Source organism: Sinomonas humi (assembly GCF_000802235.1).
Lineage (GTDB): Bacteria > Actinomycetota > Actinomycetes > Actinomycetales > Micrococcaceae > Sinomonas > Sinomonas humi.
On record NZ_JTDL01000132.1, the window covers coordinates 1 to 25,735 of the forward strand.

Genomic DNA, 25,735 nt, shown 5'->3' on the forward strand with positions numbered 1-25,735 from the left:
GACGTGCACCACGGCGACGGGACGCAGGGCGTCTTCTGGAACGATCCGCGCGTCCTGACGGTCTCGCTCCACGAGAGTGGGCTCAGCCTGTTCCCCGGCACGGGGTTCCCGCACGAGATCGGCGGCCCCGACGCGGCCGGGATGGCCGTGAACGTCGCGCTCCCCGCGAGGACGGGCGACGGCGGGTGGCTGCGCGCGTTCCACGCCGTCGTCCCGGCGCTGGTCGAGGCGTTCCGGCCGGAGGTGATCGTCAGCCAGCACGGGTGCGACTCGCACGCCCGGGATCCCCTCGCGGACCTCCGAACGAGCATCGACGCCCAACGCGAGGTGGCCCTGACCGTCTCGCACCTGGCGGGTCGCTTCTGCTCTGACCGCTGGATCGCCACGGGCGGCGGCGGCTACGACGTCATCCACGTTGTTCCGCGCGTGTGGACACACCTTGTGGGAATTGCCGCCGGGCACCCGATCCAGCTGGGCACGCCCATCCCCGAATCGTGGCGCGAATACGTCCGGGAGCGCCACCCTGAGCGGCTCTTGCCAGGCGAAGATCTCCCCGGGAGCATGGGGGAGGAAGCGGACACCTGGTGGCGCTCGTGGGACGTCGGCTTCAACCCGAACGACGCCGTGGACCGCGCGATCATGGCGACCCGGAAGGAAGTCTTTCCCCTTCACGGGCTGGACCCGTGGTTCGACTGAGGCGAGCGCCGAGGGCGTCCCAGATCGGTAGGCTGGAGGCATGATGACTGACATCTTTGCCGTCATCGCCGACCATACCCGCAGGGCCATACTTCGTGAACTGCGGGCAGGCGACAAGGCAGTGGGCGAGCTCGTCGAGGCCCTCGACGCGAGCCAGCCCACGGTGTCTAAGCACCTCAAGGTCCTCCGCGACGCCGGCCTCGTCACCACTCGCGCCCAAGGGCAGAAGCGCTACTACGCGCTCCGCCTCGAGCCGCTCGCCGAGGTCGGCGGCTGGCTCACCTCCCTGTGGACGACGGCGGCTCCCGCACCCGAGGAGGCGTCGGCACCTTCGGCGGGCGTCGCCGTCGTGCCTTCCTCGGCGCCCGTGGCGACACCTGCCGTAGCCGGCGCCGGCATCGAACCCCTGGCTCCCTCGCCAGCGGGAGTCGCGGCAGCGTCCGGCACCCGGCCGCAGCAGATCCAGCGCACCGTCGAACGGACGGTCGAGCGGGCCGCGAAGGGCGCGGCTGAGATCATCGCGAACCTCCCGAAGTGGCGCCGGAAGGAACCGGGCCGCCAGCAGGGCTAGGCGGCTACGCTCGCCCGGCCGTCGATTCGCGGATCACGAGTTCGGGCTTGAACACGAGGTTGCGCGGGGCGAGCGAGGGATCCTCGGCCTCCTCGCGGAGGATCTGGACGGCGGTCTGGCCGATGAGGTCGCGCGGCTGGCGGACCGAAGAAAGCGGGACAACCGCCGCACTCGCGAAGTCGATGTCGTCGTAGCCCACGATGGCGACATCCTCCGGAACGCGCAGATGGCCCTCGCCCATGAGGACCTGGAGCGCACCGATCGCGACGAGGTCGTTGCCCGCAACGAGGGCGTCGGGCCGGTCGGGAGCGTGCCGGGCGAGGAGGGCTCGCGCGGCGCGGCGGCCGTCCTCGAAGCTGAGTCCGAGCGTCTCGATCGCCTCGACGCTCGCACCTTCGACGCCGGCAGCCGCCCTCTCGACACCCGCGAGGCGATCCTGCATCTGGGCGAGGTCGGCCGGGCCCCCTACAAACGCGAGCTGCCGCCGCCCGAGGTCGAGCAGGTGCTGAGCCGCGATGCGACCGCCCTCGACGTCGTCGACCGCGACTGAGCTGAGGCTGCGGCTCCCGGCGACCCTGTCGACGAGAACCGCAGGGGTCCCCGCCCCGCGGAGCCGCTCGAGGCGCTCGCCGAGGTCACCGATGGGGGAGATCAGCAGGCCGAGCACGCGCTGCGTCTCGAAATAGTCGACGTGCGCGGCCTCCCGCTCGGGAGACCTGTCGCTGTTGGCCATGACGACGGAGAGGCCGTCACGGGCGGCCTCGTCCTCGGCACCGCGCGCGACGTCCGTGAAGAAGGGGTTCCGGACATCGAGCACGACGAGGCCGATCGTCGTCGAACGCCCCGCCCGAAGCTGGCGCGCTGCGTCATTGCGCACGAAGCCCAGCTGCTTGATGGCCGCGTGGACCCGTTCAACGGTCACCGCCCGAACGATGTCCGGGCGGTTGAGGACGTTGGACACCGTGCCCACGGAGACGCCGGCGAGTTCCGCGACGTCGCGGATGCTCGCAGCCCCGTGGGACGGCGCGGGGGAAGGATGGGTGCGGCTCATGCAGGGAGACTATCGCGCCTCGAAAGGTTTCGCGCGATCATGATCGGCTTCTCTGTAACGCTTGTTCGGGCTGGTCAAACCGATAGCCGAGACGAAACGAACGGCGTCACTTCGACGCCCGGCGGAAGGTCGCACTCAACGGTGAGATCGCCGTCGTCGGCCCCGTTCTGCTCTCGTCGCCACCTGATCCTGAGCGTTCCCTCGTCAAGCGGCAGCTCGGCGTTCACCCAGTCGAGGCGGCACTGGGGCGGCCGGATCTCGAACCGGCCCGGGGCGACGCGGCGCAGACCCAAGATGCCCTCCACGAGCACCGGCCACGCCGGCGCGGCCCACGCGTGAGACTGGCTGTGGTCCGATCCTTCGGCAAGCTCCCACGACTCCCACGCGAAGGTCGCTCCCTTCGCCAGCCATGCGAGCGGACCCCGGGAGGGGTCGTCGAGCACGGCGCTGAGAGCGTCCTCCACCCGGCTGGCCTGCACGAGAGCCGAGAGGAGCCGGTGCCACGTCATCGGACCCATGCGGAGTCCGAGCGAGGCTACGCGCTGGGCGTCGCTCGCCACGTATTCCCGCCGGGTAGCTCCGACCGCGAGCGGGAAGGCGGTCGCGTGCTGGGAGGCGTGCGGGCTCGGAGAGCCGTCCGCCCGCAGACCGTCGACGAACACGCCATCGACGCGGAGCAGCCGGTCCATGGTTTTTGCGAGGACTTCGGCCCGCGACGCGAGAGCGGCTTCCTGCCGCTCGAGGCCGACGACGCCGGAGAGGCGGGCCGTGGCGGAGAGCGCAGAGAACGCTTGGGCGTTGACGGTGGTCCGGGCGGCGGTCGACATGTCGTACCCGAAACGGTTGGGGGCCGGCCAGTCTACGATGCCGTGGAGGTACGGACCCGATCCACCCTCAAGGTCCGTGACGAGGCCTGCACATGGCCCGTCCTCGGCGAGGGAGCGGAGGGCGTAGCCGCACGTCGCCTCGAGCTGGGGCAGGAGTTCGGCGACGAACGCGTCGTCGCCCGTGTGCCGCCAGTACGCTTCGACCCACTCGGGCAGCATGAGGCTGAAATCCGGGATGTCGCGCTTCCCGTCGCCGTTGGGGTACACGGCGTTGACCCGGCCGTGCTCTGAGGGAGAATCCCAATAGCGCCGACCGGACCACATGAATTCGCGGAGGGCCTGGCGCGTGAACTCCCGCTCGCCGAATGCGGCCATCGTCGCGTAGGAGATGTTGGCGGCGTCCGCGAGGAACTGGCCCTTCTCGCGCGTAGCCGTGTCGACGAAGCGTTCCTGCACCCCGTGGAGTGCAGAATCCTGGAGGAGCTGGAGGACCCGGGTGAGCTCGGGGTCTGAACATCGGACGACGGCGGCAGCCGGGTGGGCGGCGTGGACGACGGCGGCGTCCAGGTGGGCGGGACGCGCGCCTTCGAACTCCAGGTACCTGAAGCCGAGGTGCACGCGGGCCTCGAACGACTGGCTTCCCTCGCCCGCCCCTGCGAGGAAGGACATGTCCGTGTTCTGGCTCGCGGTCTTGGAGTCATCGACTCGGCCGTCATCCTTGAGCCCGTACCCCGCCCGCAGCCGCACGTGTTCCCGCCTCCCGCTCGCGGCGAACGCGACGCGGGGCCGCCGTGCTCGGACCGTGCCGAAGTCGGCGACCGGAATCCCGTCGCGGGCCTCGAGCCAACGGACGGGCTCCTCGCGCTGCTCCGCGACCTGAGCTCGCCGGGCGTGAAGCGCTGCGGGGAAGGATTCCGACGGGTGCGTCCCGAGGACGACGGCAGGCGACCACGCGCCGTCGTCGAATCCTGGCTCGTCCCAGCCCGAGGGCGGTTCGGCGAGCCGGTGTTCGATGGGGTCGCCTTCGTCGTTGCGGTAGCCGGCCTGCGCGTAGGGGGCCTCGGCGACCCGCCACTCGGGCCCGGTGCCGTACGTGACGTGCCGGCCGTCGTCGTACTCGACCCGCAGTTCGGCGATGACTCCGGGCTCCGTCGATGCGCGGCCCTGGCCCGGCCCGTACCAGTGGGAGAGGATGGCGACAGCGGCCTTCGGCCCTGCCGCGAGCAGGGCTTGGGTGACGTCCGCCGCGTCGTAGTAGTCCTCGCCCGCGTAGCCGAAGGACGAAAGGGCGAGGACCTCGCTCCCGTTGACGGATACCCATGCCTGATGCCGGGCGGCGCCGTACAGGACGGCTCGCTGCACGCGTCCCTCGAGCCCGATCTCGGTCCGCAACATGGTCCATTCGTCCGGCTGGCGGAAGGGCGTCTCCGTGGGCCAGCCGTCGAGGCCCTGTTCGGCGTCTTCGGGGAATCGGGCGGCGTCGTAGCGGAACCGGATGGCGCCCTGGGCATCCGCGACGGTAAGGGAACGCAGGGCGCCTTCGGCGCGCGGCGCCGCGTGGAGCGCGAGGCGAGACCCGGTGGGCGTGGGCAGTGGTGCCCCGAGCACGTGGCGTCCATCGACGGCGACCGCGAGCCGGCCGAGGCGGGCCTCCAGCCTGACGCGGTGCCACGGCCCGTCCCCGGGCCGGGCGGGGATCTCGGCGCTTTGCCTGCCCTCAGCTGAAGCTGGCGCGTAGGCCTCGGCCAGCGGTGGGCTCGCCCACTCAACGGGTTCGGCCGGCTGCTCCCACGATGGGAGTGGCCGCAGTACGAGACGGCCGCCGCGCTCCATCTCCAGGAGAAGGCCGCTTCCGGGGCCCTCGGAGTGGAAGGCAAGGCCCGCGGCGCCGAGGACTGGCCGGATCTCGGCCTCGATGACAAACTCGGGCCCGGCCTCGGCGGGGATGGGGAGGAAGGGCGTGCCGTGCCAGCGCAGGGAGCCCTCGGCGAGCCGCAGGGGCGGGCGGCCCCCTCCCCTCCGGCCGATCCAGGGGGCAGACCAGTCCTCGTCCTGCAGCCCGGTAGCGAATGACTGCTGCTCGCTCCAAGGTCCCCAGACGCCGTCGGCCGTCTGGAGACGCACGCGCCATCTGCACTGCCGGGCGCTCGGGAGGGCGGCACTGGCTGGCACGGTGACGCGCGTCGTCGCGTGCGGCGGTAGAGGGAGAGGGCCGGGCACCCAGAGCAGCCGGCCGTCGGCGGCACTCACCTCGGGCTCGGCGGCGACCGGCTGCAGCGGATCGCTGCCACCGGAAGAAGCTGGCTCAGCCTGCCACGAAAGCCTCGGGCTCGGGCCGGAGGTCAGGCAGTTCGTGGTGCCTTCGACTCGTAGTCGGACAGGTTTCAGCGCACCCGAGCCCGGCATCAGGCGGCACCTCCGGCCGCGACGAGTTCCGCCGCCCGGGACGCATCTACCCGGCCGTCGACGAACCACATCCGGAACGTTCGCTCGAGGGCCTCGCCCGCCTCGAGCTCCACAGCTTGCTCCCATGCGAGCGCCGAACCCACGCCCGGGTAGCCCGCCATCCTGACGAACCATGGGTCGGCCGGTGCCTCCGGCGGCGCGGCCAGCACGATGCCGGCCTCGCCTCCGGCGAACGCTGCGCTCCATGCGAGCCAAGGAGCGGGGCGGCCATGGACCGCGTCTTCGCCCTCGCCTTCGGGCGTCAAGACCATCGGCTCGGAGCAGGGGGCGAGACGCAGGAAGAATCCGCCGTAGCCTCCGCCCGCATTGCCGTTCGGCCCCGGGCCCCCGAGGCTCACTGGGCCGGCCGCCTCGAGGCGGCTCTTCAGCTCGAGCTGCCATGCACCGCGGTCCGCGGGCACAGCGCGAGCAAGCCTTTCCTCGCGGAGGAGGGTCGCGCCGTCGTGCGCTTCCCACCGCAGGGCGAGGCGCAGCGACCCGGGTGCGCTATCGGCGGACTCGACCGCGATCCGCCCATGATCCGGACGCCACACGTACCGACCGGCCTCGCGGGTATAGGTTCGACCGCCCCAAAGATTGGTGCCCGAGACGTCCTGGAGAGCGATGCCGAGCCCGAGGTGCCACGGATGATCGAGAGGGAAATGATCGCTCACCGTGATTCCACCGAGGGTACGAACGGGGTGCAGGTAGGGCCGGGGGGAGAGGCTGGGAGCGATGCTACGGCCATCCCTCAGTTCGGCCACCTGACGCCCGTCCGGAAGGGAGAGGTGAGCAGGCGGCTGCTGCTCTGCCGCCCACGGGAGGCCGAGTTCGGCGAACGTCGCCTGGCTCTTGACGGCGCGGGCCAGCGCGGCCTCGATTCCCCGCACGATCGGCCGAGCCGCCTGCCCTTCGCCGACCCACTCGACGAACTCGTCGCGGATCTGCCGGGGAGACGGGGCTGTCCGCACCGCTTCGAGAACGCGCATGAACGCCCCCGCGTCGGCGAGGGAACTCAGCAGGGGAGCGCCCGAGGACAGGTGTTCGAGGAGGTTCTCGGTCAGATCGGTCCGGCCGAACCGTTCCTCGCGCTCGCCGTCGTCCGTGCGGACCACGAGGCGGTCTTCTGTGTAGTAGAAATCCGCTTCCCCGTCGGTCCCATAGATGGTGACCCACGGCTCCGCGGATTCGGTGGCACACAGCGTGAGGGCGCACATGATGGGGAGGCCCTCGGCCGTGACGATCCTCACCGTCGACGTATCGTCGGCCTCGATCCGGTGCGCGTGGTAGAGATCGACGTCGACGCTCGCGACGTCCGTTTCACTCCTTGCGCCCGCGATCCGGAGCGCGGTCGCAACGGCGTGGGCGAGGGGGTTCGTCACGACTCCGTCGATGACCTCGACGCCGTTGAGGCTGCGCCTGCCAGCCCAGGGTGAGCGGGCATAGTAGGCGAGGTCCCGCGTCCACGTGCCGAATGCCCCGACCGCGCGGAGGCCGCCGATCTCCCCTGAGGCGAGCAGCGCTTCGATGGCCGGGAGCGCGTGTGAGCCCAGGCTCTGGAAGCCCACTTGGACGGCCGCTCCCCGGCGTTGGGCGTGCTCGAGCAATTCGCGGTACGCGGCGAGTGACGGCACCGGCGGCTTTTCGAGATAGAGGTGAGCCCCGGCGTCGAGCGCTGCGCCGCCCAGCGGGCCATGGGTTTGCAGCGGCGTGGCGACGATGACGACGTCTGGCGCGGGGCGCGCCGAAAGGAGAGCGCTCAGGTCCGCGTACGACGGCGTCCCCTCCGGAACGCTGCCTTCCTCCGGGGGGAGGGGGTCGGCGACCGCGTCCAAGGTGATGGCGCCTGACTCGAGCAGGCGCTTGAGGTTGCGGAGGTGGACGAGGCCGAAACCATGGACTCCGGCCAGGGCGATGCGCGCTGGTTCGGCCGTTTGCGCCCGTTGCGCGTCACTTTGGGCGGTGGGGGAGGCGGGCGTGCTCATGGGGCTCCTTTGCGCCGGTGCTCGGAAAGCGTTTTCCAGAAGTCTGGCACGGTGCCGGCTGTTCGTCCAGAGGGGCAGTCGTGCCCGAGTTCTCCGCTTCGGCTTTCGGCCGGCGTTGGTTTTCGACCGGGATTGACCGGCCGATTGTCCTTGCACCGGCGTGTTGAGCCGACGCGCCGAGCGGAGCGATTCGAAGTTGGTCGGAATCGGAGAGGGGTCACTGTTGACCGGGCCACTTCTTCGGCCCTAGTCTGGATTCAAGCAATTTGAATCGATTCACAAGCTCCGCCTAAACCTTGAGAAGCGGAAGTCGAGCATCCTCCGAGGAGCACCATGAGCGAGGCCGCAGCGCAGCGGCGGATCTGTTTCCGACAGCAGATCCATCCCGATCGCATCGACGAGTACAAGCGCCGCCATGCTGCGGTCTGGCCCGAGATGCTCGAAGCCCTCCGCAGCGCGGGGTGGCACAATTACTCCCTCTTCCTCAGCCCGGACGGCCTGCTGATCGGCTACGTCGAGACGGACAGCCTCGAAGCGGCGGCTGCCCGCATGGGTGCATATGCGGTCAACGCGCGCTGGCAGGCCGAGATGGCGGATCTCTTCGAGGGCTTGGACGCGCCGCCGGATGAATCGTTCGTTCCCCTCGAGGAGATCTTCAACCTCGAAGCACAGCTCGCCGGCGCCCAATCTCGGCAGGCACGCCCAGTCAATCCCGCCCCGACCACAGGAGACCAAGCATGAGCACCGTCCAGATCCCAGAGGCGCTCGACAGCCTCGCCATCGAGGTCCCGTCGTGGGCGTACGGCAACTCGGGTACGCGCTTCAAGGTGTTCGGCACGCCGGGCACACCGCGCACGGTGCAGGAGAAGCTGCAGGACGCGGCGAAGGTCAACGAGCTCACCGGGCTGGCGCCGAGCGTCGCGCTGCACATTCCGTGGGACAAGGTCGAGGACTACGCGGCGCTGCGCGAGTACGCCGAGGGCTTGGGCGTGAAGCTCGGCACGATCAACTCGAACACGTTCCAGGACGACGTCTACAAGTTTGGCTCCCTAACGCACTCTGACGAGTCGGTGCGGCGGCGGGCAATCGAGCATCACCTCGAGTGCATCGACATCATGGACGCGACCGGTTCGCGCGACCTGAAGATCTGGCTTGCGGACGGCACGAACTACCCGGGCCAGGACGACATCCGCGCCCGGCAGGATCGCCTCGCCGAGTCCCTCTCGGAGATCTATGCGCGCCTTGGTGACGAGCAGCGCCTCGTCCTCGAGTACAAGTTCTTCGAACCCGCGTTTTACCACACCGACGTCCCGGACTGGGGCACCTCCTATGCCCAGACCCTCGCCCTCGGCGAGAAGGCATTCGTGTGCCTCGACACGGGCCACCACGCGCCGGGCACGAACATCGAGTTCATCGTCGCGCAGCTCCTGCGCCTCGGGAAGCTCGGCTCGTTCGACTTCAACTCGCGCTTCTACGCGGACGACGACCTCATTGTCGGCGCGGCCGACCCGTTCCAACTGTTCCGCATCATGGTCGAGGTGGTCCGCGGCGGCGGCCTCGAGCCGAACTCGGATGTGGCGCTCATGCTGGACCAGTGCCACAACCTCGAGGAGAAGATCCCCGGGCAGATCCGTTCGGTGCTCAACGTCCAGGAGATGACCCTCCGGGCCCTGCTCCTCGACCGGGCGGCCCTCGCCGAAGCCCAGCGCAACCACGACGTCCTCGCCGCCAACGCCGTCTTCATGGACGCCTTCTACACGGACGTCCGCCCGGCCCTTGCAGCGTGGCGGCAGGAGCGCGGACTGCCAGCAGATCCCATGGCTGCCTACGCTGCCTCCGGCTACCAGAAGCTCATCAACGACGCTCGGGTCGGCGGCACCCAGGCCGGCTGGGGCGCCTGAAGCCTCCGTCCTGCCCGCCAGCCTCCCGGGCGGACGACGCCGGCCGCTCGCCGTCGTCGTCCGCCCGCGCCTACAAGCCAACCCCCGCACTCCCAAAGCACCCCACAGACTTCAGAGGACATCATGAACGAGACGCAGAATCCGGCTGTGGCCGAGCTGATCGCCCGCTCGAACCGGCTGGGCGCCGACAAGCGCAACACCAACTACGCCGGCGGCAACACGTCCGCCAAGGGCACGGAAACCGATCCCGTGACCGGGGAGTCGATCGAGCTCCTGTGGGTCAAGGGGTCCGGGGGAGACCTCGGCACGCTGACCGAGAAGAATCTCGCGGTCCTGCGCATGGACCGGCTCCGCGCACTCAAGGGCGTGTACCCGGGCGTCGAGCGGGAGGACGAGATGGTCGCCGCCTTCGACTACTGCCTCCACGGCAAGGGCGGCGCCGCGCCGTCGATCGACACCGCGATGCACGGCCTAGTCGATGCCGCTCACGTGGACCACCTCCACCCGGATTCCGGCATCGCGATCGCCACGGCGGCCGACGGCGAGGCGCTCACGCAGAAGATCTTCGGCGGCCGCGTGGTGTGGGTCCCCTGGCGCCGCCCGGGCTTCCAGCTGGGCCTGGACATCGCGGCGATCAAGGAGGAGCACCCCGAGGCGATCGGCACGATCCTCGGCGGCCACGGCATCACCGCGTGGGGCGCGACGAGCGAGGAGGCGGAGGCCAACTCGCTCTGGATCATTGCCGAGGCGGAGAAGTACATCGCGGAGAACGGCCGCCCCGAGCCGTTCGGCCCGCCGCTGGAGGGCTACGGGCCACTGCCCGATGCCGAGCGCCGCGCGAAGGCCGCCGCGCTCGCCCCGGTGATCCGCGGCCTCGCCTCGATGGACCGGCCGCAGGTGGGCCACTTCAGCGACGACGGCCGGGTCCTGGACTTCCTCGCCTCCGCCGAGCACCCGCGTCTGGCTGCCCTGGGCACGTCCTGCCCGGACCACTTCCTGCGCACGAAGGTCGCCCCCCTCGTCCTGGACCTGCCTGCCAACGCGGGCATCGAGGAGAGCATCGCCCGGCTCAAGGAGCTCCACGCGGCGTACCGCGAGGACTACGCGGCGTACTACGAGCGGCACGCCCAGGCGGATTCCCCCGCGATGCGGGGCGCCGACCCCGCCATCGTCCTGGTCCCGGGCGTGGGCATGTTCTCCTACGGCAAGGACAAGCAGACCGCCCGGGTCGCGGGCGAGTTCTACCTCAACGCGATCAACGTCATGCGCGGCGCCGAGGCCATCTCGGCCTACGCCCCGATCGACGAGGCCGAGAAGTTCCGCATCGAGTACTGGGCGCTCGAGGAGGCCAAGCTGGCCCGCATGCCCAAGCCCAAGTCGCACGCGACCCGTATCGCGCTTGTGACTGGCGCGGCGTCGGGCATCGGCAAGGCCATCGCGACCCGCCTCGCAGCGGAGGGGGCGTGCGTCGTCATCGCCGACCTGGACCTCGAGAAGGCCCAGGCGGCCGCGGCGGAGCTGGGCAACACCGACGTCGCCATCGGGGTGCGCGCTGACGTCACCGACGCCGTCCAGGTCTCCGCAGCGATCGACGCCGCCCTCCTCGCCTTTGGCGGGATCGACCTCGTCGTGAACAACGCGGGCCTGTCCATCTCGAAGCCGCTGCTCGAGACCTCCGAGAAGGACTGGGACCTCCAGCACGATGTCATGGCCAAGGGCTCGTTCCTGGTCTCCCAGGCCGCGGCGAAGGCCATGATCGCCCAGGGCATGGGAGGAGACATCGTCTACATCTCGTCGAAGAACTCCGTCTTCGCTGGCCCGAACAACATCGCCTACTCGGCCGTGAAGGCCGATCAGGCCCACCAGGTGCGGCTCCTCGCCGCGGAGCTGGGCGAGTACGGCATCCGCGTCAACGGCATCAACCCGGACGGTGTGGTGCGCGGGTCCGGGATCTTCGCCGGGGGCTGGGGCGCCAAGCGCGCCGCCGTCTACGGGGTCCCGGAGGAGGAGCTCGGCAAGTACTACGCCCAGCGCACCCTCCTCAAGCGCGAGGTCCTCCCGGAGCACGTCGCGAACGCGGCCGCGGTCCTGACGAGCAATGAGCTCGACCACACCACGGGCCTGCACATCCCCGTCGACGCCGGCGTCGCCGCCGCCTTCCTCCGGTGACCGAGAGCCCAACCGTGGGGACGAGAGCTTTTGCGGCGGTCGACGTCGGCGCCTCCTCGGGGCGGGTCATCCTCGCCACGGTGGGCCCGGCCTCGGGAGGGGCCGACGGCGCGCCCCGGGTCGCGCTCGAAATTGCCCACCGCTTCCCGAACGGAGTGCTCGACGACGGTGTGAACAGCTTGGGTGCCACAGTGCTGCGCTGGGACGTGTGCGGGATCTTCGCCGAAGTCCAGACCGGCCTCGCGAAGGTCGCTCAACTCGCGTCCTCGCGGGGCCTGCGGATCGAGAGCATCGGCATCGACACGTGGGCCGTCGACTACGGGCTCGTTGATCAGGCCGGGCGCCTCCGGCTCCCGGTCCACGCCTACCGGGACTCGCGGACCGAAGCCACCGTGCCAGCCGTCCACGAAAAGGTCTCGCCGGAGCAGCTCTACGCCGTAACGGGACTTCAGTTCCTGCCGTTCACGACGCTGTATCAGCTTGCCGCCGAGCCGACTCTCGACGGGCTGCACGCGCTCCTCATCCCGGACCTGCTCGCATTCTGGCTCACCGGGGCGCGCCGCACGGAAGAGACGAACGCCTCCACGACGGGGCTGCTCAATGCAAAGACGGGGACCTGGGCTTCCGAGCTGTTCTCCTCGCTCGGGCTTCCCGAGGGCCTCTTCCCAGAGCTCATAGCTCCCGGCGAGGCCTACGGGACGCTGCTTCCCACGGTAGCCGAGAGAACGGGACTGCCGGCGGGAACGCCCGTGGTGGCCGTGGGCTCCCACGACACGGCGTCGGCCGTCGCTGCCGTGCCCGCAGCCGCAGGGGAAGACGTGGCCTACATCTCCTCGGGGACATGGTCCCTCGTGGGCGTCGAGCTCGAGGCGCCCGTGCTCACCGAGGCGAGCCGTGCCGCGAACTTCACCAATGAGCGCGGCGTCGAGGGTACGATCCGCTACCTCCGCAACGTCGGCGGCTTGTGGCTCCTGAGTGAATGCCAACGGCACTGGTCCGAGGCAGGGCACGAGTTCCCGCTCGCCGAGCTCCTCGCGAGTGCGGGGGCGCTGCCGGCCGGCGGCCCGCAGATCGACGCCGACTCGGACGAGTTCATCGCCCCAGGCAATATGCCCGCGCGCATTGCGGCCGCCGTCGAACGCCGCGGCGCGACGCTCCCAGACGAGCCGGCCGCCGTCGTCCGCTGTATCCTCGACAGCCTTGCCGCCGCCTACGCACGCACGCTCGAGAAGGCCACAACCCTCTCGGGTCGCCGCCCACGAGCCGTGCACGTGGTCGGCGGGGGGTCTCAGAACGAGCTCCTCTGCCGCCTCACGGCCGAGGCGACCGGCCTGCCCGTACTCGCCGGCCCGGTCGAGGCCACCGCGCTCGGGAACGTCCTCGTCCAAGCTCGGGCTGCGCGTGCGCTCACGGGCGGCCTCGACGCGCTCAGGGCCTCGGTGCGCGCGAGCGTCGAGCTCCGCGAGCACGCCCCGGTTGGCGCGTAGCGCGCCCCCGCTCGGCGCGTCAGGCGGCCGCTGCCGTCCAGCTCCTCCCCGGATGGCAGCGGCCGTTCGTGGTGGAGCAGCGGCTCTCACGCGGACCGCCCGAGCCATTGCGGTTCGATGAGGCGGCGCCTCACCTGCTCGGCCTCGACCCAGAACTCGCGGGCGCCCCGATAGTAGGACATTGTCCAGAGCACCTGCACGAGCACGTGCCGGTCCGTCCAGGCCCGGGCGAAGCCCTTTTCGGTGCGTTCCGGCCGTCCGTCATCGAACGCAAGCCGCACCCATGCCGGAATTGACCGGTGCGCACGGACGATGCTGCGGGCGTCGATGGCATCTTCGGGAACGACGATTGGATCGCGCTCAGGTTCTCCGGATTCGTTGAGTCCACTCATGCCCGGATCATGGCAGCCCGGTCCGACAAAGTTGGCCGGTCCGCCGAGGTGCAGGGAACTGCCGGTATCGTCGCCCTCGGGCATGCGCTTTCCAGTACCTCTTGGCAAGGATCCGAGCGTGGAGTACGGTAGTGAGAAACCGGTTACTCAGCCTCATTGACGCCGCTCACCGCAGGAGACCCAGGCCCATGGCATCCACCGAAAATCCCCGCAAGAAGTACGCCCTCGCCGGCACAGGTTCCCGGGCCGAGATGTACGTCGACGCGCTCTTGGGCCCGCATTCGGACCTCGGCTCGCTTGTCGCATTCGTGGATACGAACGAGCACCGGATGTCCTACCACGACGCCCGCATCGCCGCCCGCCGCCCGGACTGGCCCGCGCCACATCACTACCGGCCGGACCGGCTGGAGGAGATGTTCGACGTCGAGCGTCCCGACGCGCTCATCGTGACAACACCGGACTACACCCACGCGCGCTACGTGACCGAGGCGCTCGACCGTGGGGTCGACGTCATCTGCGAGAAGCCGATGACGACGACCGTCCAAGGCATCGCGGAGATCGTGCGCTCGGCCCGCAGGGCAAAAGAGGCGTCTGGCGCAAATCTCGTCGTCACGTTCAATTACCGCTATTCGCCGCGCAACTCGGTCGTCAAGGACATCGTCCAGTCGGGCAGGATCGGAAAAGTCACGTCGGTGCATTTCGAATGGTGCCTCGATACGGTCCATGGGGCCGACTATTTCCGCCGTTGGCACCGCAACAAGGCCAATTCCGGCGGCCTCCTCGTCCATAAGTCGACGCATCATTTCGACCTCGTGAACTGGTGGCTCGGAGACGTTCCCGAAACGGTCTACGCCCAGGGCGGCCTCCGCTTCTACGGGGCGCAGAACGCCGCCGAGCGAGGCCTGGGCGAGCGCCCCGAGCTGAGCCGCGACAATCCCGACCGGGACGACCCGTTCAACCTCGACCTCGCGGCAGACCAGAAGCTTCGAGGGCTCTATCTCGAGGGCGAGGCCGACGACGGCTATCAGCGCGACCGCGACGTCTTCTCCGAAGGCATCGACATCGAGGACAACCTGAGCCTCGTGGTCGGTTATCGCCGGGGGGCGTCCATGGCGTACACGCTCGTTGCCCACTCGCCGTGGGAGGGCTACCGCGTGGCGATCAACGGGACGGAGGGGAGGGTGGAGATCGAGGTCGTCGAGCGCGGCTCGGTTTCGCCCGACAGGCACACCCTTGATCCGTCCGTCGCCGCTGACGCTGAGGGCTCCGGCGAGCAGGTCCGTCCCGAGGCAACTCGAATCCTCCTCCAGCGGCATTGGGAGCCTGCCCGCGAGATTGCGGTTCCTGAGGGCGAGGGCGGGCACGGCGGCGGTGACGCCATGCTCCTTTCCGACGTCTTCGTCGGCCCAGGCGAGGATCCGCTGCATCGCCAGGCCGGCTACATCGACGGCATCCGCAGCGTGCTCGTCGGGATCGGCGCGAACGAGTCGCTCCGCACGGGCCAAGCCGTAAGGCTCGCCGATTTCGGCGTACCGCTCGACGACGAAGCGCCCCTCACCGTCGATGCGGGCGCCTCCGGACAGGAGCGTGCCGCAACGGGGGTTCGGGCATGAGGATCGCCGTCACTGGGGGAGCCGGCAGGCTTGGCGTAAGCGTCGTCAACCACCTCGCCTCGCGGGGCCACGAAGTGCATTCGCTCGACCGTGCACCCTCGTCGCTCGTCGCCGCGTCGGTCCGGCAGCACGAGGCCGACCTCGCAGACCCCGCGGCGGCGAAGGCGGCCCTCGCCGCCATCCGGCCGCACGCCGTCGTCCATCTCGCCGCAATCGCGGTGCCGTTCAGCGCCCCCGAGGACGTGATCCTCCGCACGAACGTCCAGCTCTGCTTCTCGGTGCTGAGCGCCGCGGTCGACGCCGGAGCGGATCGCGTGCTCGTCGCGTCGAGTCCCACTGTGCTCGGCTATGGGACGCCGCAGGGCTGGTCACCGCAGTATCTGCCGATCGACGAGGAACACCCGATCGCGCCCTGGAACGCGTACGCGCTGTCGAAGGCCACCCTTGAGGCGACGGTGCGGATGTTCGTCGCGCAGCAGGGGGACGCGGTGAGGTTCGGGGCCTTCAGACCGTGCTTCGTGATCTCCCCCGAGGAGTGGCGGGGCGCGCCGACCCAGCAGGGCCACACGGTCTCGGAACGCCTTGCGCGCCCGGAGCTCGCGGCAGTCTCGCTCTTCAACTACGTGGACGCGCGCGACGCTGCGGGATTCGTCGAGCGCTGGCTAGAGGCGGCCCGCGAAGTCCCGAACGGTGAGGTGTTCTTCGTCGGGGCCGACGACGCCATGGCCCGCCAGCCCCTCGCGGAACTCATTCCCGCGTATTTCCCGGGCACCGAGCAGATGGCCGCCCCACTCGACGGAACTCAGGCGGCCTTCACCTCGGCGAAGGCTCTGCGGCTGCTCGGCTGGCGTCCCCAGCGCTCGTGGCGGACCGAACTTGAGGGCGAGCCACTCGCCGCGACCTCCGTCCATCTCAGCTGACCCCAGTACCCCACTTCAGGACTTCCGACAGGAGCACCGATGCACTTCGACGGCATCCTCTTCTTCCCGGTGACACCGTTCGCCAATGACGGCACAGTCGATTCCGGCCTCGCTCGCGAGCATGTGGCTTCGCGGCTCCCGCATCACCCCGGCGGCATCTTCGCCGCCTGCGGAACGGGGGAGTACCACTCGTTGACCGCCAAGGAGGCGGGCACCGTGATCGGCGCCTCCGTCGCTGCAGTTGCCGAATCGGGCAGCAAGATCCCGGTCCTCGGGGGCGCCGGAGGCCCGCTCGGCCACGCGCTCGAGGCGGCCCGCGCAGCCGAGGACGCTGGAGCGGCGGGACTCCTGGTCCTCCCGCCGTACCTCGTCAACGCGCCCGTCGACGGTCTCGTTCGATACGTCGAAGCCATCGCCGACGCTACTGACCTCGAACTCGTCATCTACCACCGGGCAAATGCGCGGTTCACGCCCGAGGCCGTCGCGCGTCTCGCCGCCGATCCCCAGATCGTGGGGTTCAAGGACGGCGTCGGGGATGTCGCGGGGACGCAGGAGGTCGTCCTCGCGGTCGAGGCGACGGGCCGCACTGACTTCCAGTTCTTCAACGGCCTCCTCACAGCCGAGCTCAGCCAGGCCGCGTACCGGGGGATCGGTGTTCCGCTGTACTCGTCCGCCGCGTTCGCTATGGCGCCCGCCGTGGCGAACGCGTACTACGAGGCGCTCGAGACCGGCGACGAGGGCCGGCGCCGCGAGCTCCTGGACCGCTTCTTCCGTCCGCTCGTCGCCCTCCGCGACGCCGTCCCCGGCTATGCCGTCTCCCTTGTCAAGGCCGGTGTGCGGCTCGGCGGCCTCGAGGTCGGTGGCGTCCGCCCGCCGCTTGTGGACCCACGACCGGAGCACCTCAGGGAGCTTGAGCGCATCCTTGCAGTGGGCAACGAGCTTGCCGGGGGCGTGAACGCGGCCGACGGCGAACTGGCCGTCCCGTGACGAGCGCACCCGGGGCGGTGCTCGCCTCCGTTGCGACTCGCATCCTCGCCCCTCGGCTGCCCCGGCCCTGGGGGCCGGACGTGCCCGAGGTGCATTTCGTCGTCGTCGACGTCGAGGATGCAGACGGTGCGAGGGGCGCCGGCTTCAGCTGGACACCCACGATCGGGGCGGGCGCAGTGGAGAGCCTCCTCTTGCACGACATCGCGCCGAAAGCCCTCCATGGTCCGGCCCATCCGGAGGCTGTCTGGGACGGCCTCTGGGCGCACCTCCACGAAGCCGGGGGCGGCGGCCTCACGACGATTGCGCTCGCGGGGCTCGACCTCGCCCTCTGGGACCTCCTCGGGAAGCGCCTGGGTGCGTCGGTCGTAGACCTGCTGGGCCGCCGTCGTTCGGTCCTTCCCGCCTACGGGAGCGGGGTCAACCTCCACTACCCGCTCGAGGAACTGCTCGACCAGGTGGGCCGCTGGATCGACGCCGGGTACCGGGGCGTGAAGATCAAGGTCGGCCGGCCTGAGCTCGAGGACGACGTCGAGCGGGTCGCCGCGGTGCGCGAGCTGCTCGGTCCGCGGCGCCGGCTCATGGTGGACGCAAACCAGCGGTGGGATCTGCCGACGGCGCGGCGTGCCGCGCAAGCCCTTGAACGCTTCGACCTCCATTGGCTTGAGGAACCGCTGCGCGCCGAGGACCTCGAGGGTCACGTCCAGCTGCGCCGGAGCACGAGCGTGCCGATCGCCGTCGGCGAGAACCTTCACACGCTCCAACGGTTCCGCGAGTACCTCGTCGCGGGTGGATGCGACATCATCCAGCCGAACATCATCCGTGTCGGGGGCATCACGCCCTTCCGTCGAATCGCGGCGCTCGCTCGCAGCAGTTCCGTAGCGCTCGCACCGCACCTCCTTGCCGATCTCTCGGCCCAGCTCGTGGCGACGCTGCCTGGGGAGGTCGAGGTCGAGGAGGTCGAGGACACCGCCTTCGAGACGCTCGGTGTCCTTGCCTCGCCCTCGCCCGTGCGCCGCAAGGGCGCCCAGGTGAGCCTCGAAACCGCGCCGGGCCTCGGCCTGGACTTCGCCGACCTTTCCACCTTCGCGCGCCGTCAGGAGAAGACATGACAACCCTCCCCACCGAAGCAGTCATCCCCACCTCCGTCGAGGACAGCTCGCCTGGACAGGTCGCGGCAGCCGCCGACGCCGCCCGACGGGCGTTCGGCGCGACGGCGTCGGCGAGCGACGCCGAACGAGCCCTTTGGCTTGAAGCGGTCGCGGACGCCCTCGACGCCGCGCGCGACGACCTTGTGGCGATCGCTTCCCGGGAGAGCCACCTCCCCGCCGCGCGACTCACGGGAGAGGTGGCCAGGACCACGGGCCAGCTCAGGCTCTTCGCCGCCGTCGTGCGTGACGGGGCGTACCTCGAAGCCGTCATTGACCGCGCCAAGCCCGAGGCAACCCCGCCGCAGCCCGACCTCCGCCGTATCCTGCGGCCCCTCGGACCTGTCGCAGTCTTCTCGGCGAGCAACTTCCCCTTCGCGTTCTCTGTGGCGGGCGGGGACACGGCCAGCGCACTCGCGGTCGGTTGCCCCGTCGTCGTCAAGGGGCACTCCGGCCACCCCGAGCTTTCGGTGCGGACGGCCCAGATCGTGGCGGATGCACTTGCGCGCGCGGGCGCGCCCGAGGGGATCTTCGGCCTCGTTCTCGGCCGCGAGGCGGGGCAGGCACTGGTTCAGGCCCCCGCGATCAAGGCCGTCGGCTTCACGGGTTCGCTCGCGGGAGGTCGCGCCCTTTTCGACTTGGCGAGCGCACGCCCCGAGCCGATCCCGTTCTATGGCGAGCTCGGCTCGATCAATCCCGTGGTCATCACACCGGCAGCCGCTGCCGCCCGGGCCGTCGAGCTCGCGGCCGGCCTCGCAGCATCGTTCACGCTCGGCGTGGGACAGTTCTGCACAAAGCCGGGCGTCGTGCTGATCCCGGCGTCCTCCGGGTTCGAATCGGCCCTCGCCGCTGAGGCCTCCGCTCACGACGGCGGCCGGATGCTCACGTCCCGCATCGCCGAGGCATTCCCGGAGGGAGTGCAGCGGCTCGTGGCCGAGGGCGGCGCTTCGGTGGTGTTGGGGGAGGCGGCCCAGGAAACGAACGACGGGTCCGCCAAGCCCGTCGTGCTGGCCGTCGACGCCGCGCGCGTGATCGAGCGCCCCGACGTGCTCCTCGAGGAGTGCTTCGGGCCCGCGACGCTCCTCGTGCGGTACCGGGATTCAGCCGAACGCGATGCCGTTCTCGACGCCATCGGTGGCTCCCTCACGGCAACGCTTCATGCCGAGCCGGAGGAGGACATCGCGGCGCTCGCCGACCGCCTCGCCGGACGGGCGGGTCGCGTGCTGTTCGGCGGGTGGCCCACGGGCGTTGCGGTCACGTGGTCCCAGCACCACGGCGGTCCCTGGCCTGCCACGACCTCCGCGCTCCACACCTCGGTGGGGGCGACGGCGGTGCGCCGTTTCCAGCGGCCCGTCACCTTTCAGGACGCGCCGCAGGCCGTCCTGCCCGCTGCCCTTCGGGACGAGAACCCTCTCGGGATTCTCCGCCGCGTTGACGGGACGCTCACGCGCGAGGCGGTGTGAGGGCCTCGAAGAAGACTTCGAGGAGGCCCGCGTTGTCGACGCTTTCGACGAGCGTGACAGGATTCCCGGTACCGCCGGTCTCACGGCGGACGACGCCGTGGGGCTCGCTGTCGAGGCTCACGGTGAGCCGCGCCGGACTGGTTGTGACGATGGACGGCTCGATCAGCATGGCTACGGTGAGGAGGTCGTGGAGCCAGAAGCCGCGGATCCCGCGGGTCTGCGCCGAATAGCGAAGCCAGGGCTCGACCGTCTGCATCAAGGACGAGGACATGGCAGAGCCGATCCGGCGGAGGCGTTCGAGGTCTGCGGCCGTGAACATCGTGGTCACGGTGGTGTCCAGTGGTACCACCGTGAGCGGGGCTCCGCTTGCGATCACGGTCTGGGCCGCTTGGGGGTCGTAGCCGAAGTTCGTGTCGATGGGCCGCCCCGCGACGGCGAACGCGCCGCCCATGACGACGATTCCGGCCACGTCCCGCGCGAAGCGTGGATAGGTCTCGACCGCAAGCGCGATGTTGGTGAGTGGCCCAATGCCGACGACCACGATCTGGCCCGGGTTGCAAGTAACCAGCCTGCCGAGGGCGTCCGCGGCGGCGAGCCCGGCGTCCTCTGGGGCGCCCTCGCTCGGCTCCCCCGCCGGCTTCGGCCTGGGGATGCCCGCCCACAGGGCCCGGTGTTCCTCGGACATGCCCACCCGGTCCAGCACCCGCCGCCAGGGGCCCGGATCCGCGACTAGCGGTCTGTTGGCTCCCACGACGATCGGCACCTGCGCGTCCCACTGCTGGAAGAGCCTGTGGGCGATGCCCCCACCCACCGCGGCCGGTACATTGCCGGCCACGGTGGTCACGAGCTCAAGGTCCACGTGCGGGGAAGCGACGGCGAGCGCGAGGGCCAGCCCGTCGTCGATATTGGCACCCGGCACCCCGTTCCCGGGGTCGCAGTCAATTGCCAGACGCGTCAGAGCGCATCCTCCTCGATAGCCAGATCGCGCCCCCGGGTCTCGGGGGCGAAGAACGTCGTCACGAGTCCTATCGTCGCGGTCAGTGCGAAGTAGGCAGCAATCGGCCACCAGTGCCCGAATTGCACGAGGAGGGCCGAAGCGAACAGGGGCGCTGTTCCGCCGGAGAGCAGCGAGCCGACTTCCTTCGCCGTCGCCATCTTGCTGTAGCGGTCCCTTGCGCCGAACAGCTCGACGCCGTAGGCCGCCTGGGCAGCGAAGATGCCGAGGCTCGCTAGGCACATGCCGACCACGATGGTCGCGAACACAACCGCAGGCTGCCGGGTTTCCATGAGCGCGAACGCCGGGAATGCGAAGATCACGAGCGCGATGCAGAAGAACCGGTAGGTGAGCTTTCGGCCGAATCGATCCGTCGCGTAACCGGCCGCCGGGATCACGAGGAAGCCCAGGAGCGACGCAACAAATACGGCGCTCGCTGGAAGCGATTTGTCGAGGAGGAGAACTTTCGCGACGTAGCCGATTATGAACGTCTGGGCGAGGTATGACGGACCGTTCTCTCCGATGCGGAGTCCGAGCATGATGAAAAAGGCCTTGTTGCGCGCGAAGAGTCCGCGGCCGTCCTCGGCGTGAATCGCGGGACCCTTGCTCTTCTCGAGAATCGCCCGGCGCTCCTTCTCGGCGATGAAGACGGGGCTCTCCTTCATGACTCGGCGGAGGAGGAGCGCAACGAGCGTGACGATGATGCTGCAGAGGAACGGAATGCGCCAGCCCCACGAGAGGAGGTCCTCCTTTGGAAGCTGCGTCACGAGCAGCCATACTCCGGAGGCGATGAGGGTGCCGCTGTTCGAGCCGAGCGCGATGAAGGCGGAGGCGAGGCCGCGAATCCGGCTCGGCGCGGATTCAGCCAGCATGATTGCGCCACCCGAGAGCTCTGCGCCCGCTCCGAATCCTTGGCAGATCCGTAGGAAGACCAGCATTGCGGGGGCCCAGAGGCCGATCTGTGTGAACGTGGGGATCGCGCCGATGAGCGTTGTCGAGCCGCCCATCAGGATGATGGTCGCGACGAGTATCGCCTTACGGCCGTGCTTGTCCCCGAGCCTCCCAAGGACGACGGCGCCCACGGGACGGGCGAGGAAGCCCACCGCATACGTGGCAAAGCCGGAGAGGAGGGCGACTCCGGGGTCGGTTCCCGGGAAGAACACCTCGCCGAAGACGAGGCCGGCGGCCAGTCCATAGAGGGCGAAGTCGACGTACTCCATCGTCGTGCCGAGCCAGACCGACGCCGTCGCGCGGATGAAGTCGGGGCGCGCAATCCTCCCCTCTGGTCTCGCAGGTTCGACCGTTCCCAAGCTGCTTTCCATGCTCTTTGCTCCTTCGAGGGATGTTGCGAATAGCCTCGAGGATTTTGCCCGAAATTGTATTAACCGATATTGGCCGGAGGGCCACGGGAGCGAGAATTCGCGGAAACTTCTGTCTAGAAGCGGGAACTTTTCGGGGCGGACGGGGATGCCTGGGGAGAAAAGTAGTGGTATTCGCGCGGGCCTCCGTATGAATTCGCAGGAACTCCGTGGAGAATTAGGCGCGTCAGCGCGATTTGCTTGGCCATAAAGAGTGAATTCAGTAGAGCACGGAGGCCGCGAAGAGCATTTTGAAGCTTTGGGCCTCAGTGGTGTGCGCAGAGACCAGCCGGGTCCAGGCACCGCGGCGCCCTCGCTCGCTGACCCCCTTGCGCGTGCTGGCTCACCGCGCGTGCTGGCCCACCGGGCGGGCCGGCTCTAAAGCTCTAGAACGTCCGGGCGGTCCAGGCGCTGTCCCCCAACATTGACTCCAATCGTGGGCCAATCGGGGTCGAGGGAGAGCACCTCGAAGCCGGGAGCCCGGCTGAGGATGGTGTCCTCGACCTTGCAGCCTGGCGCCGTCGGATTCCAGGCGAGGGCCACGTCGGTGCCGAGCGCAGGGTCGATCCCCGGCGCCGCGCGCGGATCGCGTCCTGCGTAGCCCGCGATGCCCCCCTGATGGTGTCGCGTCCACTCGTCGAGGGAGAAGCCGTTGGCCGCGTAAGCCGCGGTGCCGGAGGCGAAGGCCCGCGCGAGCGAGCTGCCGGGCCGGGAAGCCGTGAGGTAAGCCGCCTCGACCTCGAGGATCCGCCGGTCGGCGTCGAGTTCGGCGGCCGGGCGCTTTCCGAACCGGACCCAGCGGGACGCGTTCATGATGAGTCCGTGGCGCCGTGCGCACACGACCACCATCGCGCGGGCGCCCAGCGGAGCGGATGTCGGGAGTGGGTGCCGCTCCATCCGCCGCGATTCACCCCCAACGAGGACGACGACGGGTTCCGCCCCGAGCTCTACAATCCCGGCGGTGAGCCTCGCCGCGAGGGCCCGCTCCGAGTCCCTTGGCGACGCCGCCGCAAGCGCCTGCGTGAGGAGGCGCGCGACGTCGTGCCCCAGCTCCCGGTAGCGGCCCACCTCGGCGGGCAGCAGTTCTTGCCGCGCCGCCCTGAGCCCCTCCTCAACGCGCGACTCTGGAGTGCCGCCCCTCGCGCGCGCCTCGGCCTCTGCCGCAGCGACGACGCTCTCGTGCCACGGATGCTCCACGACCTGCGCCCAAACGGGAAGCTCTTCCGCGACGAGCCTGTGCGCTTCATTGGAGGTCACATGCACCCGATCGCCCGTGCGCGCGACGACGGCGGCCACGATAGGCGGCGCGGCAAGGCTCACGTGCGTCCGCGCACCCTCGAGGTACCACGCCAGAGCGTGGGGCGAGGTGAGGGCCACCGCGTCGAGGCCCTCGGCGTCGAGCAGGGCGAGGACTCGGAGGCGCTTTTCCGCGTGCTCGTCTTCGGATGCGGCGGGCGCTTCCGTCTGGGGCGCGCGGCGGTGGTTGGTCAAGGCTCTTCTCTCGTCGAGAAACCGATTTCTCACAACGTACGGCAACGGCTTTCCACGGTCAATAGGGTCCTCCGCCCAGGCTCAGAAGCCGAGCACGGCCCCGAGCCACTCCCAGGCCGCGTCCTGCATCTGCGGCGTGAAGACGTGGCCGACGGGAAGCAGCGAGCCCGTGTAGTTGTCCGGGTGGCCCTGAGCCGAGAAGCGCCGCCGGAGCTGTGCGTCGGCAGCCAGCATTCCGGGCCGGGGGAACAAATGGTCCTCGAGGCCGTACTGGACCAGCAGCGGGCGCTCAGTCCACGAGCCGACCACCGACGGCCAGTCTCCGGCGGCGCCCAGGCCGGGGCTGAGCCACGTCCAGGCATGGTTCTCGAGATGCCCGGGGATCATGGCTCCGAGCGTGCTCATCATCGCAACAATCACGGTCGCGGCCAGATCGGGCTCGAGGACGCGGAGCAGCCCGGCCCTCGCGCCGCCTCCCGACATTCCGACAGCCGCGACGCGTGCGCCGTCGACCGCCGGCAGCGAACGGAGCGCCGAGAACGCGAGCCGATCTTCGCCCGCGATGAGCGCGGCCCATGAAGTGCCGAGCAGCCCTGCGGCCTTGGCCGCCTGCCCCTCGGTGAGGCGAGGCGCGGCGCCGTCGTCCTCGGGCAGGCGCCGCGAGCCGAAGCCGAAGACATCGTGGACGAGGACGGCGACGCCCCGCCGCGCGAGGTCCTCGGCCCACGCGCGCCCTCCATAGCTGGCCCTGCGGGAGCCGTGCACAGTCGCCGCGAGCTCCCGGCCGAGCTGGCCCGGACCGTCCGTGAGCTTCTCCCGGCCGACAACCTTGACGCCGCCATGTTCGAACAGGGCCAGCACCCCAGGAAGGGTCCCCCTCTCGCCAGCCGGGCGCAGAAGCCACGCGCGCGTCCGAGGCCCGAAGCCGCAGTCCCAGCTGAGGTCGCTGCCGTCCAGACCGTCCCGCGTCCATGTTCCGTCAACGGTGACGGCGGCCGACCCGGGGGCGGGCGACGTCCCGAGGCCAGCCAAGAGCCGGTCCCGCAGGACGGCGGCGGGTGCTTCGGGCTGCTCGTCGAAGAGGGGTCTCGAGCGGGCGACGGCGGCGGCGAGGTCCTGTTGCCAGCTCGCCCACGTGCCGCTCGCGGTCATGCGACGCTCGTGGCCGCAGCCGCAGCCGTCCCGGAGCTCGCGCGGGCCTCGAGGCGTGGCGTGACGACGACGTCGTCCTCGGGTTCGCGCCCGTTCAGGAGATCCCAGAGCCTCGCCCAGGCCTGCTCGCCCAGCTCGGTCTGGGGGACCGAGACCGTTGTGAGGGCTGGCGAGGCGAAGCGGGCGAAGGGGATGTCGTCGAACCCGGTGACGGAAAGGCGCTCGGGGACGGCGATTCCGGCTTCGTGGAGTGCGCCGAGGAGGCCGAGGGCGACGAGATCGTTGAAGCAGACTGCTGCCGTCGCACCTGAGCCGAGAACGGCTTCGCGCGCCCGATACCCGTCCTCGAACATCGCGCCGCAGGGAATTTCGATGACCTCCGGGGCGCTGGCCGGGAGGCTGTGCAAGGCATCGAGGCGGCGCTGGTTGCCATGGGAGGTCTCGGGTCCTGCAAGGTAGGCGATGCGATTGTGGCCCAGTCGCGCTAGTTCACCGAGGATGCTGCGGATGCCGGCGCCATAGTCGACGGCGAGGCTCGGCACGCCCGGGACCGGGCTCTCGCGGTTCACGAGGACGACGGGGGCGAGCTCGGGCAGCAGCTCGCCCAGGTGTGCCACATCCATGCGGGGCGAGACGAGGACCAGCGCGTCACAGCGGCGCCTCGCCTCACGGGCAAGGATGACCTCTTCGTCCGGGTTCTCGATCGAGTCCGCGACGAGAACCCTGTACCCCTCGCGCGCGGCGGCCCGGCTCAGCCCGCGAAGCGTCTCCTGGAACATAGGGTTTGCGAGGTCGGGGACCACGATCGCGACTGTCTGTGTGCGCCCGATCGCTAGGCTGCGCGCCACGGTGCTCGGGGAGTAGTTGAGCTTGGCGGCTGCCTCGCGGACCCGTTTCCCGATCTCCGGATCGACTGTCGCGAGGCCGTTCATCACTCGGGAGACCGTTGCGCGCGAGACGCCGGCCTCCTGTGCGACATGCGCGATCGTGACACGCTGGGCCGGGCGGGTGCTCATCCGTGCCATGGAGTCCTCCTGTCAGGTGGGCCGGAGGGCCGCTTGGGCTGCGGGCGAAAGGCGGCCACAGCG

The 25,735-nt window shown here is 70.0% G+C and carries 19 protein-coding genes and 1 pseudogene; 11 read left to right on the top strand and 9 right to left on the bottom strand.

Going from position 1 to position 25,735, the window contains the following annotated elements:
* Positions 1-696 (top strand): annotated as a pseudogene (locus LK10_RS13575) (acetoin utilization protein AcuC); the annotation flags it as partial.
* Between the two features lie 40 nt (positions 697-736).
* Positions 737-1,267, top strand: coding sequence for an ArsR/SmtB family transcription factor (locus LK10_RS13580; protein WP_043124679.1), 531 nt, complete (start codon positions 737-739; stop codon positions 1,265-1,267).
* Between the two features lie 4 nt (positions 1,268-1,271).
* On the opposite strand, the gene LK10_RS13585 is transcribed toward LK10_RS13580, so the two are convergent.
* From LK10_RS13585 to LK10_RS13595, 3 genes are all read right to left on the bottom strand, one after another.
* On the bottom strand, positions 1,272-2,318 hold the full coding sequence (locus tag LK10_RS13585; RefSeq protein WP_052207342.1) for a LacI family DNA-binding transcriptional regulator: 1,047 nt from the start codon (positions 2,316-2,318) through the stop codon (positions 1,272-1,274).
* 74 nt (positions 2,319-2,392) lie between these two features.
* Positions 2,393-5,551, bottom strand: a complete 3,159-nt coding sequence (locus LK10_RS13590; protein WP_052207343.1) for a family 78 glycoside hydrolase catalytic domain — start codon at positions 5,549-5,551, stop codon at positions 2,393-2,395.
* The gene (locus LK10_RS13595; RefSeq protein ID WP_043124682.1) at positions 5,551-7,575 is read right to left on the bottom strand and encodes a DUF6807 family protein; all 2,025 of its coding nucleotides are present in this window, start codon (positions 7,573-7,575) and stop codon (positions 5,551-5,553) included. Before LK10_RS13595 ends, LK10_RS13590 begins: the two co-directional genes overlap by 1 nt.
* A gap of 333 nt (positions 7,576-7,908) precedes the next feature.
* Between LK10_RS13595 and LK10_RS13600 the strand changes: the two genes are divergently transcribed.
* From LK10_RS13600 to LK10_RS13615, 4 genes are all read left to right on the top strand, one after another.
* Positions 7,909-8,316 (top strand): L-rhamnose mutarotase, encoded by a 408-nt coding sequence (locus tag LK10_RS13600; RefSeq protein WP_052207344.1) that lies wholly within the window; start codon positions 7,909-7,911, stop codon positions 8,314-8,316.
* A complete protein-coding gene (gene rhaI, locus LK10_RS13605; RefSeq protein ID WP_043124685.1) occupies positions 8,313-9,476 on the top strand; it encodes an L-rhamnose isomerase in 1,164 nt (387 codons plus the stop codon). The genes LK10_RS13600 and rhaI overlap by 4 nt, the downstream gene beginning before the upstream one ends.
* 123 nt (positions 9,477-9,599) lie before the next feature.
* Positions 9,600-11,645 (top strand): bifunctional rhamnulose-1-phosphate aldolase/short-chain dehydrogenase, encoded by a 2,046-nt coding sequence (locus LK10_RS13610; protein ID WP_043124688.1) that lies wholly within the window; start codon positions 9,600-9,602, stop codon positions 11,643-11,645.
* Complete coding sequence (locus tag LK10_RS13615; protein WP_043124691.1) at positions 11,642-13,132, top strand: rhamnulokinase; 1,491 nt, start codon at positions 11,642-11,644, stop codon at positions 13,130-13,132. The genes LK10_RS13610 and LK10_RS13615 overlap by 4 nt, the downstream gene beginning before the upstream one ends.
* A gap of 86 nt (positions 13,133-13,218) precedes the next feature.
* On the opposite strand, the gene LK10_RS13620 is transcribed toward LK10_RS13615, so the two are convergent.
* Positions 13,219-13,524, bottom strand: a complete 306-nt coding sequence (locus LK10_RS13620; protein WP_156144175.1) for a hypothetical protein — start codon at positions 13,522-13,524, stop codon at positions 13,219-13,221.
* A 188-nt stretch (positions 13,525-13,712) separates the two neighbouring features.
* Between LK10_RS13620 and LK10_RS13625 the strand changes: the two genes are divergently transcribed.
* Genes LK10_RS13625 through LK10_RS13645 form a run of 5 tightly spaced genes read left to right on the top strand, consistent with a single transcriptional unit; the run spans position 13,713 to position 19,652 of the window.
* Positions 13,713-15,137: a Gfo/Idh/MocA family protein gene (locus tag LK10_RS13625; RefSeq protein WP_052207346.1), complete on the top strand. Its 1,425-nt coding sequence runs from the start codon at positions 13,713-13,715 to the stop codon at positions 15,135-15,137.
* Positions 15,134-16,057, top strand: a complete 924-nt coding sequence (locus tag LK10_RS13630; protein WP_043124697.1) for an NAD-dependent epimerase/dehydratase family protein — start codon at positions 15,134-15,136, stop codon at positions 16,055-16,057. The genes LK10_RS13625 and LK10_RS13630 overlap by 4 nt, the downstream gene beginning before the upstream one ends.
* 39 nt (positions 16,058-16,096) lie before the next feature.
* The gene (locus tag LK10_RS13635; protein ID WP_052207347.1) at positions 16,097-17,044 is read left to right on the top strand and encodes a 5-dehydro-4-deoxyglucarate dehydratase; all 948 of its coding nucleotides are present in this window, start codon (positions 16,097-16,099) and stop codon (positions 17,042-17,044) included.
* Positions 17,041-18,153: a mandelate racemase/muconate lactonizing enzyme family protein gene (locus LK10_RS13640; protein ID WP_052207348.1), complete on the top strand. Its 1,113-nt coding sequence runs from the start codon at positions 17,041-17,043 to the stop codon at positions 18,151-18,153. Before LK10_RS13635 ends, LK10_RS13640 begins: the two co-directional genes overlap by 4 nt.
* A complete protein-coding gene (locus LK10_RS13645) occupies positions 18,150-19,652 on the top strand; it encodes an aldehyde dehydrogenase (NADP(+)) (protein WP_081998541.1) in 1,503 nt (500 codons plus the stop codon). Before LK10_RS13640 ends, LK10_RS13645 begins: the two co-directional genes overlap by 4 nt.
* Here LK10_RS13645 and LK10_RS13650 read toward each other — a convergent pair.
* The 5 genes from LK10_RS13650 to LK10_RS13670 form a co-directional block, all read right to left on the bottom strand.
* The gene (locus LK10_RS13650; protein ID WP_269429512.1) at positions 19,633-20,718 is read right to left on the bottom strand and encodes a nucleoside hydrolase; all 1,086 of its coding nucleotides are present in this window, start codon (positions 20,716-20,718) and stop codon (positions 19,633-19,635) included. The genes LK10_RS13645 and LK10_RS13650 overlap by 20 nt on opposite strands.
* A complete protein-coding gene (locus LK10_RS13655; protein WP_043124699.1) occupies positions 20,607-21,968 on the bottom strand; it encodes an MFS transporter in 1,362 nt (453 codons plus the stop codon). Before LK10_RS13655 ends, LK10_RS13650 begins: the two co-directional genes overlap by 112 nt.
* Positions 21,969-22,382: 414 nt before the next feature.
* The gene (locus LK10_RS13660; RefSeq protein ID WP_231567770.1) at positions 22,383-23,495 is read right to left on the bottom strand and encodes a M24 family metallopeptidase; all 1,113 of its coding nucleotides are present in this window, start codon (positions 23,493-23,495) and stop codon (positions 22,383-22,385) included.
* Between the two features lie 81 nt (positions 23,496-23,576).
* A complete protein-coding gene (locus LK10_RS13665) occupies positions 23,577-24,647 on the bottom strand; it encodes a dienelactone hydrolase family protein (RefSeq protein ID WP_052207350.1) in 1,071 nt (356 codons plus the stop codon).
* A complete protein-coding gene (locus tag LK10_RS13670) occupies positions 24,644-25,672 on the bottom strand; it encodes a LacI family DNA-binding transcriptional regulator (RefSeq protein WP_043124702.1) in 1,029 nt (342 codons plus the stop codon). Before LK10_RS13670 ends, LK10_RS13665 begins: the two co-directional genes overlap by 4 nt.
* Positions 25,673-25,735 lie beyond the last annotated feature (63 nt).

Coding starts and splice junctions, on each gene's coding strand:
- LK10_RS13600 (WP_052207344.1), top strand. CDS start 7,909: ATGAGCGAGGCCGCAGCGCAGCGGCGGATCTGTTTCCGACAGCAGATC.
- LK10_RS13590 (WP_052207343.1), bottom strand. CDS start 5,551: ATGCCGGGCTCGGGTGCGCTGAAACCTGTCCGACTACGAGTCGAAGGC.
- LK10_RS13630 (WP_043124697.1), top strand. CDS start 15,134: ATGAGGATCGCCGTCACTGGGGGAGCCGGCAGGCTTGGCGTAAGCGTC.
- LK10_RS13635 (WP_052207347.1), top strand. CDS start 16,097: ATGCACTTCGACGGCATCCTCTTCTTCCCGGTGACACCGTTCGCCAAT.
- LK10_RS13585 (WP_052207342.1), bottom strand. CDS start 2,318: ATGAGCCGCACCCATCCTTCCCCCGCGCCGTCCCACGGGGCTGCGAGC.
- LK10_RS13580 (WP_043124679.1), top strand. CDS start 737: ATGATGACTGACATCTTTGCCGTCATCGCCGACCATACCCGCAGGGCC.
- LK10_RS13655 (WP_043124699.1), bottom strand. CDS start 21,968: ATGGAAAGCAGCTTGGGAACGGTCGAACCTGCGAGACCAGAGGGGAGG.
- LK10_RS13595 (WP_043124682.1), bottom strand. CDS start 7,575: ATGAGCACGCCCGCCTCCCCCACCGCCCAAAGTGACGCGCAACGGGCG.
- LK10_RS13620 (WP_156144175.1), bottom strand. CDS start 13,524: ATGAGTGGACTCAACGAATCCGGAGAACCTGAGCGCGATCCAATCGTC.
- LK10_RS13670 (WP_043124702.1), bottom strand. CDS start 25,672: ATGGCACGGATGAGCACCCGCCCGGCCCAGCGTGTCACGATCGCGCAT.
- rhaI (WP_043124685.1), top strand. CDS start 8,313: ATGAGCACCGTCCAGATCCCAGAGGCGCTCGACAGCCTCGCCATCGAG.
- LK10_RS13610 (WP_043124688.1), top strand. CDS start 9,600: ATGAACGAGACGCAGAATCCGGCTGTGGCCGAGCTGATCGCCCGCTCG.
- LK10_RS13665 (WP_052207350.1), bottom strand. CDS start 24,647: ATGACCGCGAGCGGCACGTGGGCGAGCTGGCAACAGGACCTCGCCGCC.
- LK10_RS13645 (WP_081998541.1), top strand. CDS start 18,150: ATGACAACCCTCCCCACCGAAGCAGTCATCCCCACCTCCGTCGAGGAC.
- LK10_RS13625 (WP_052207346.1), top strand. CDS start 13,713: ATGGCATCCACCGAAAATCCCCGCAAGAAGTACGCCCTCGCCGGCACA.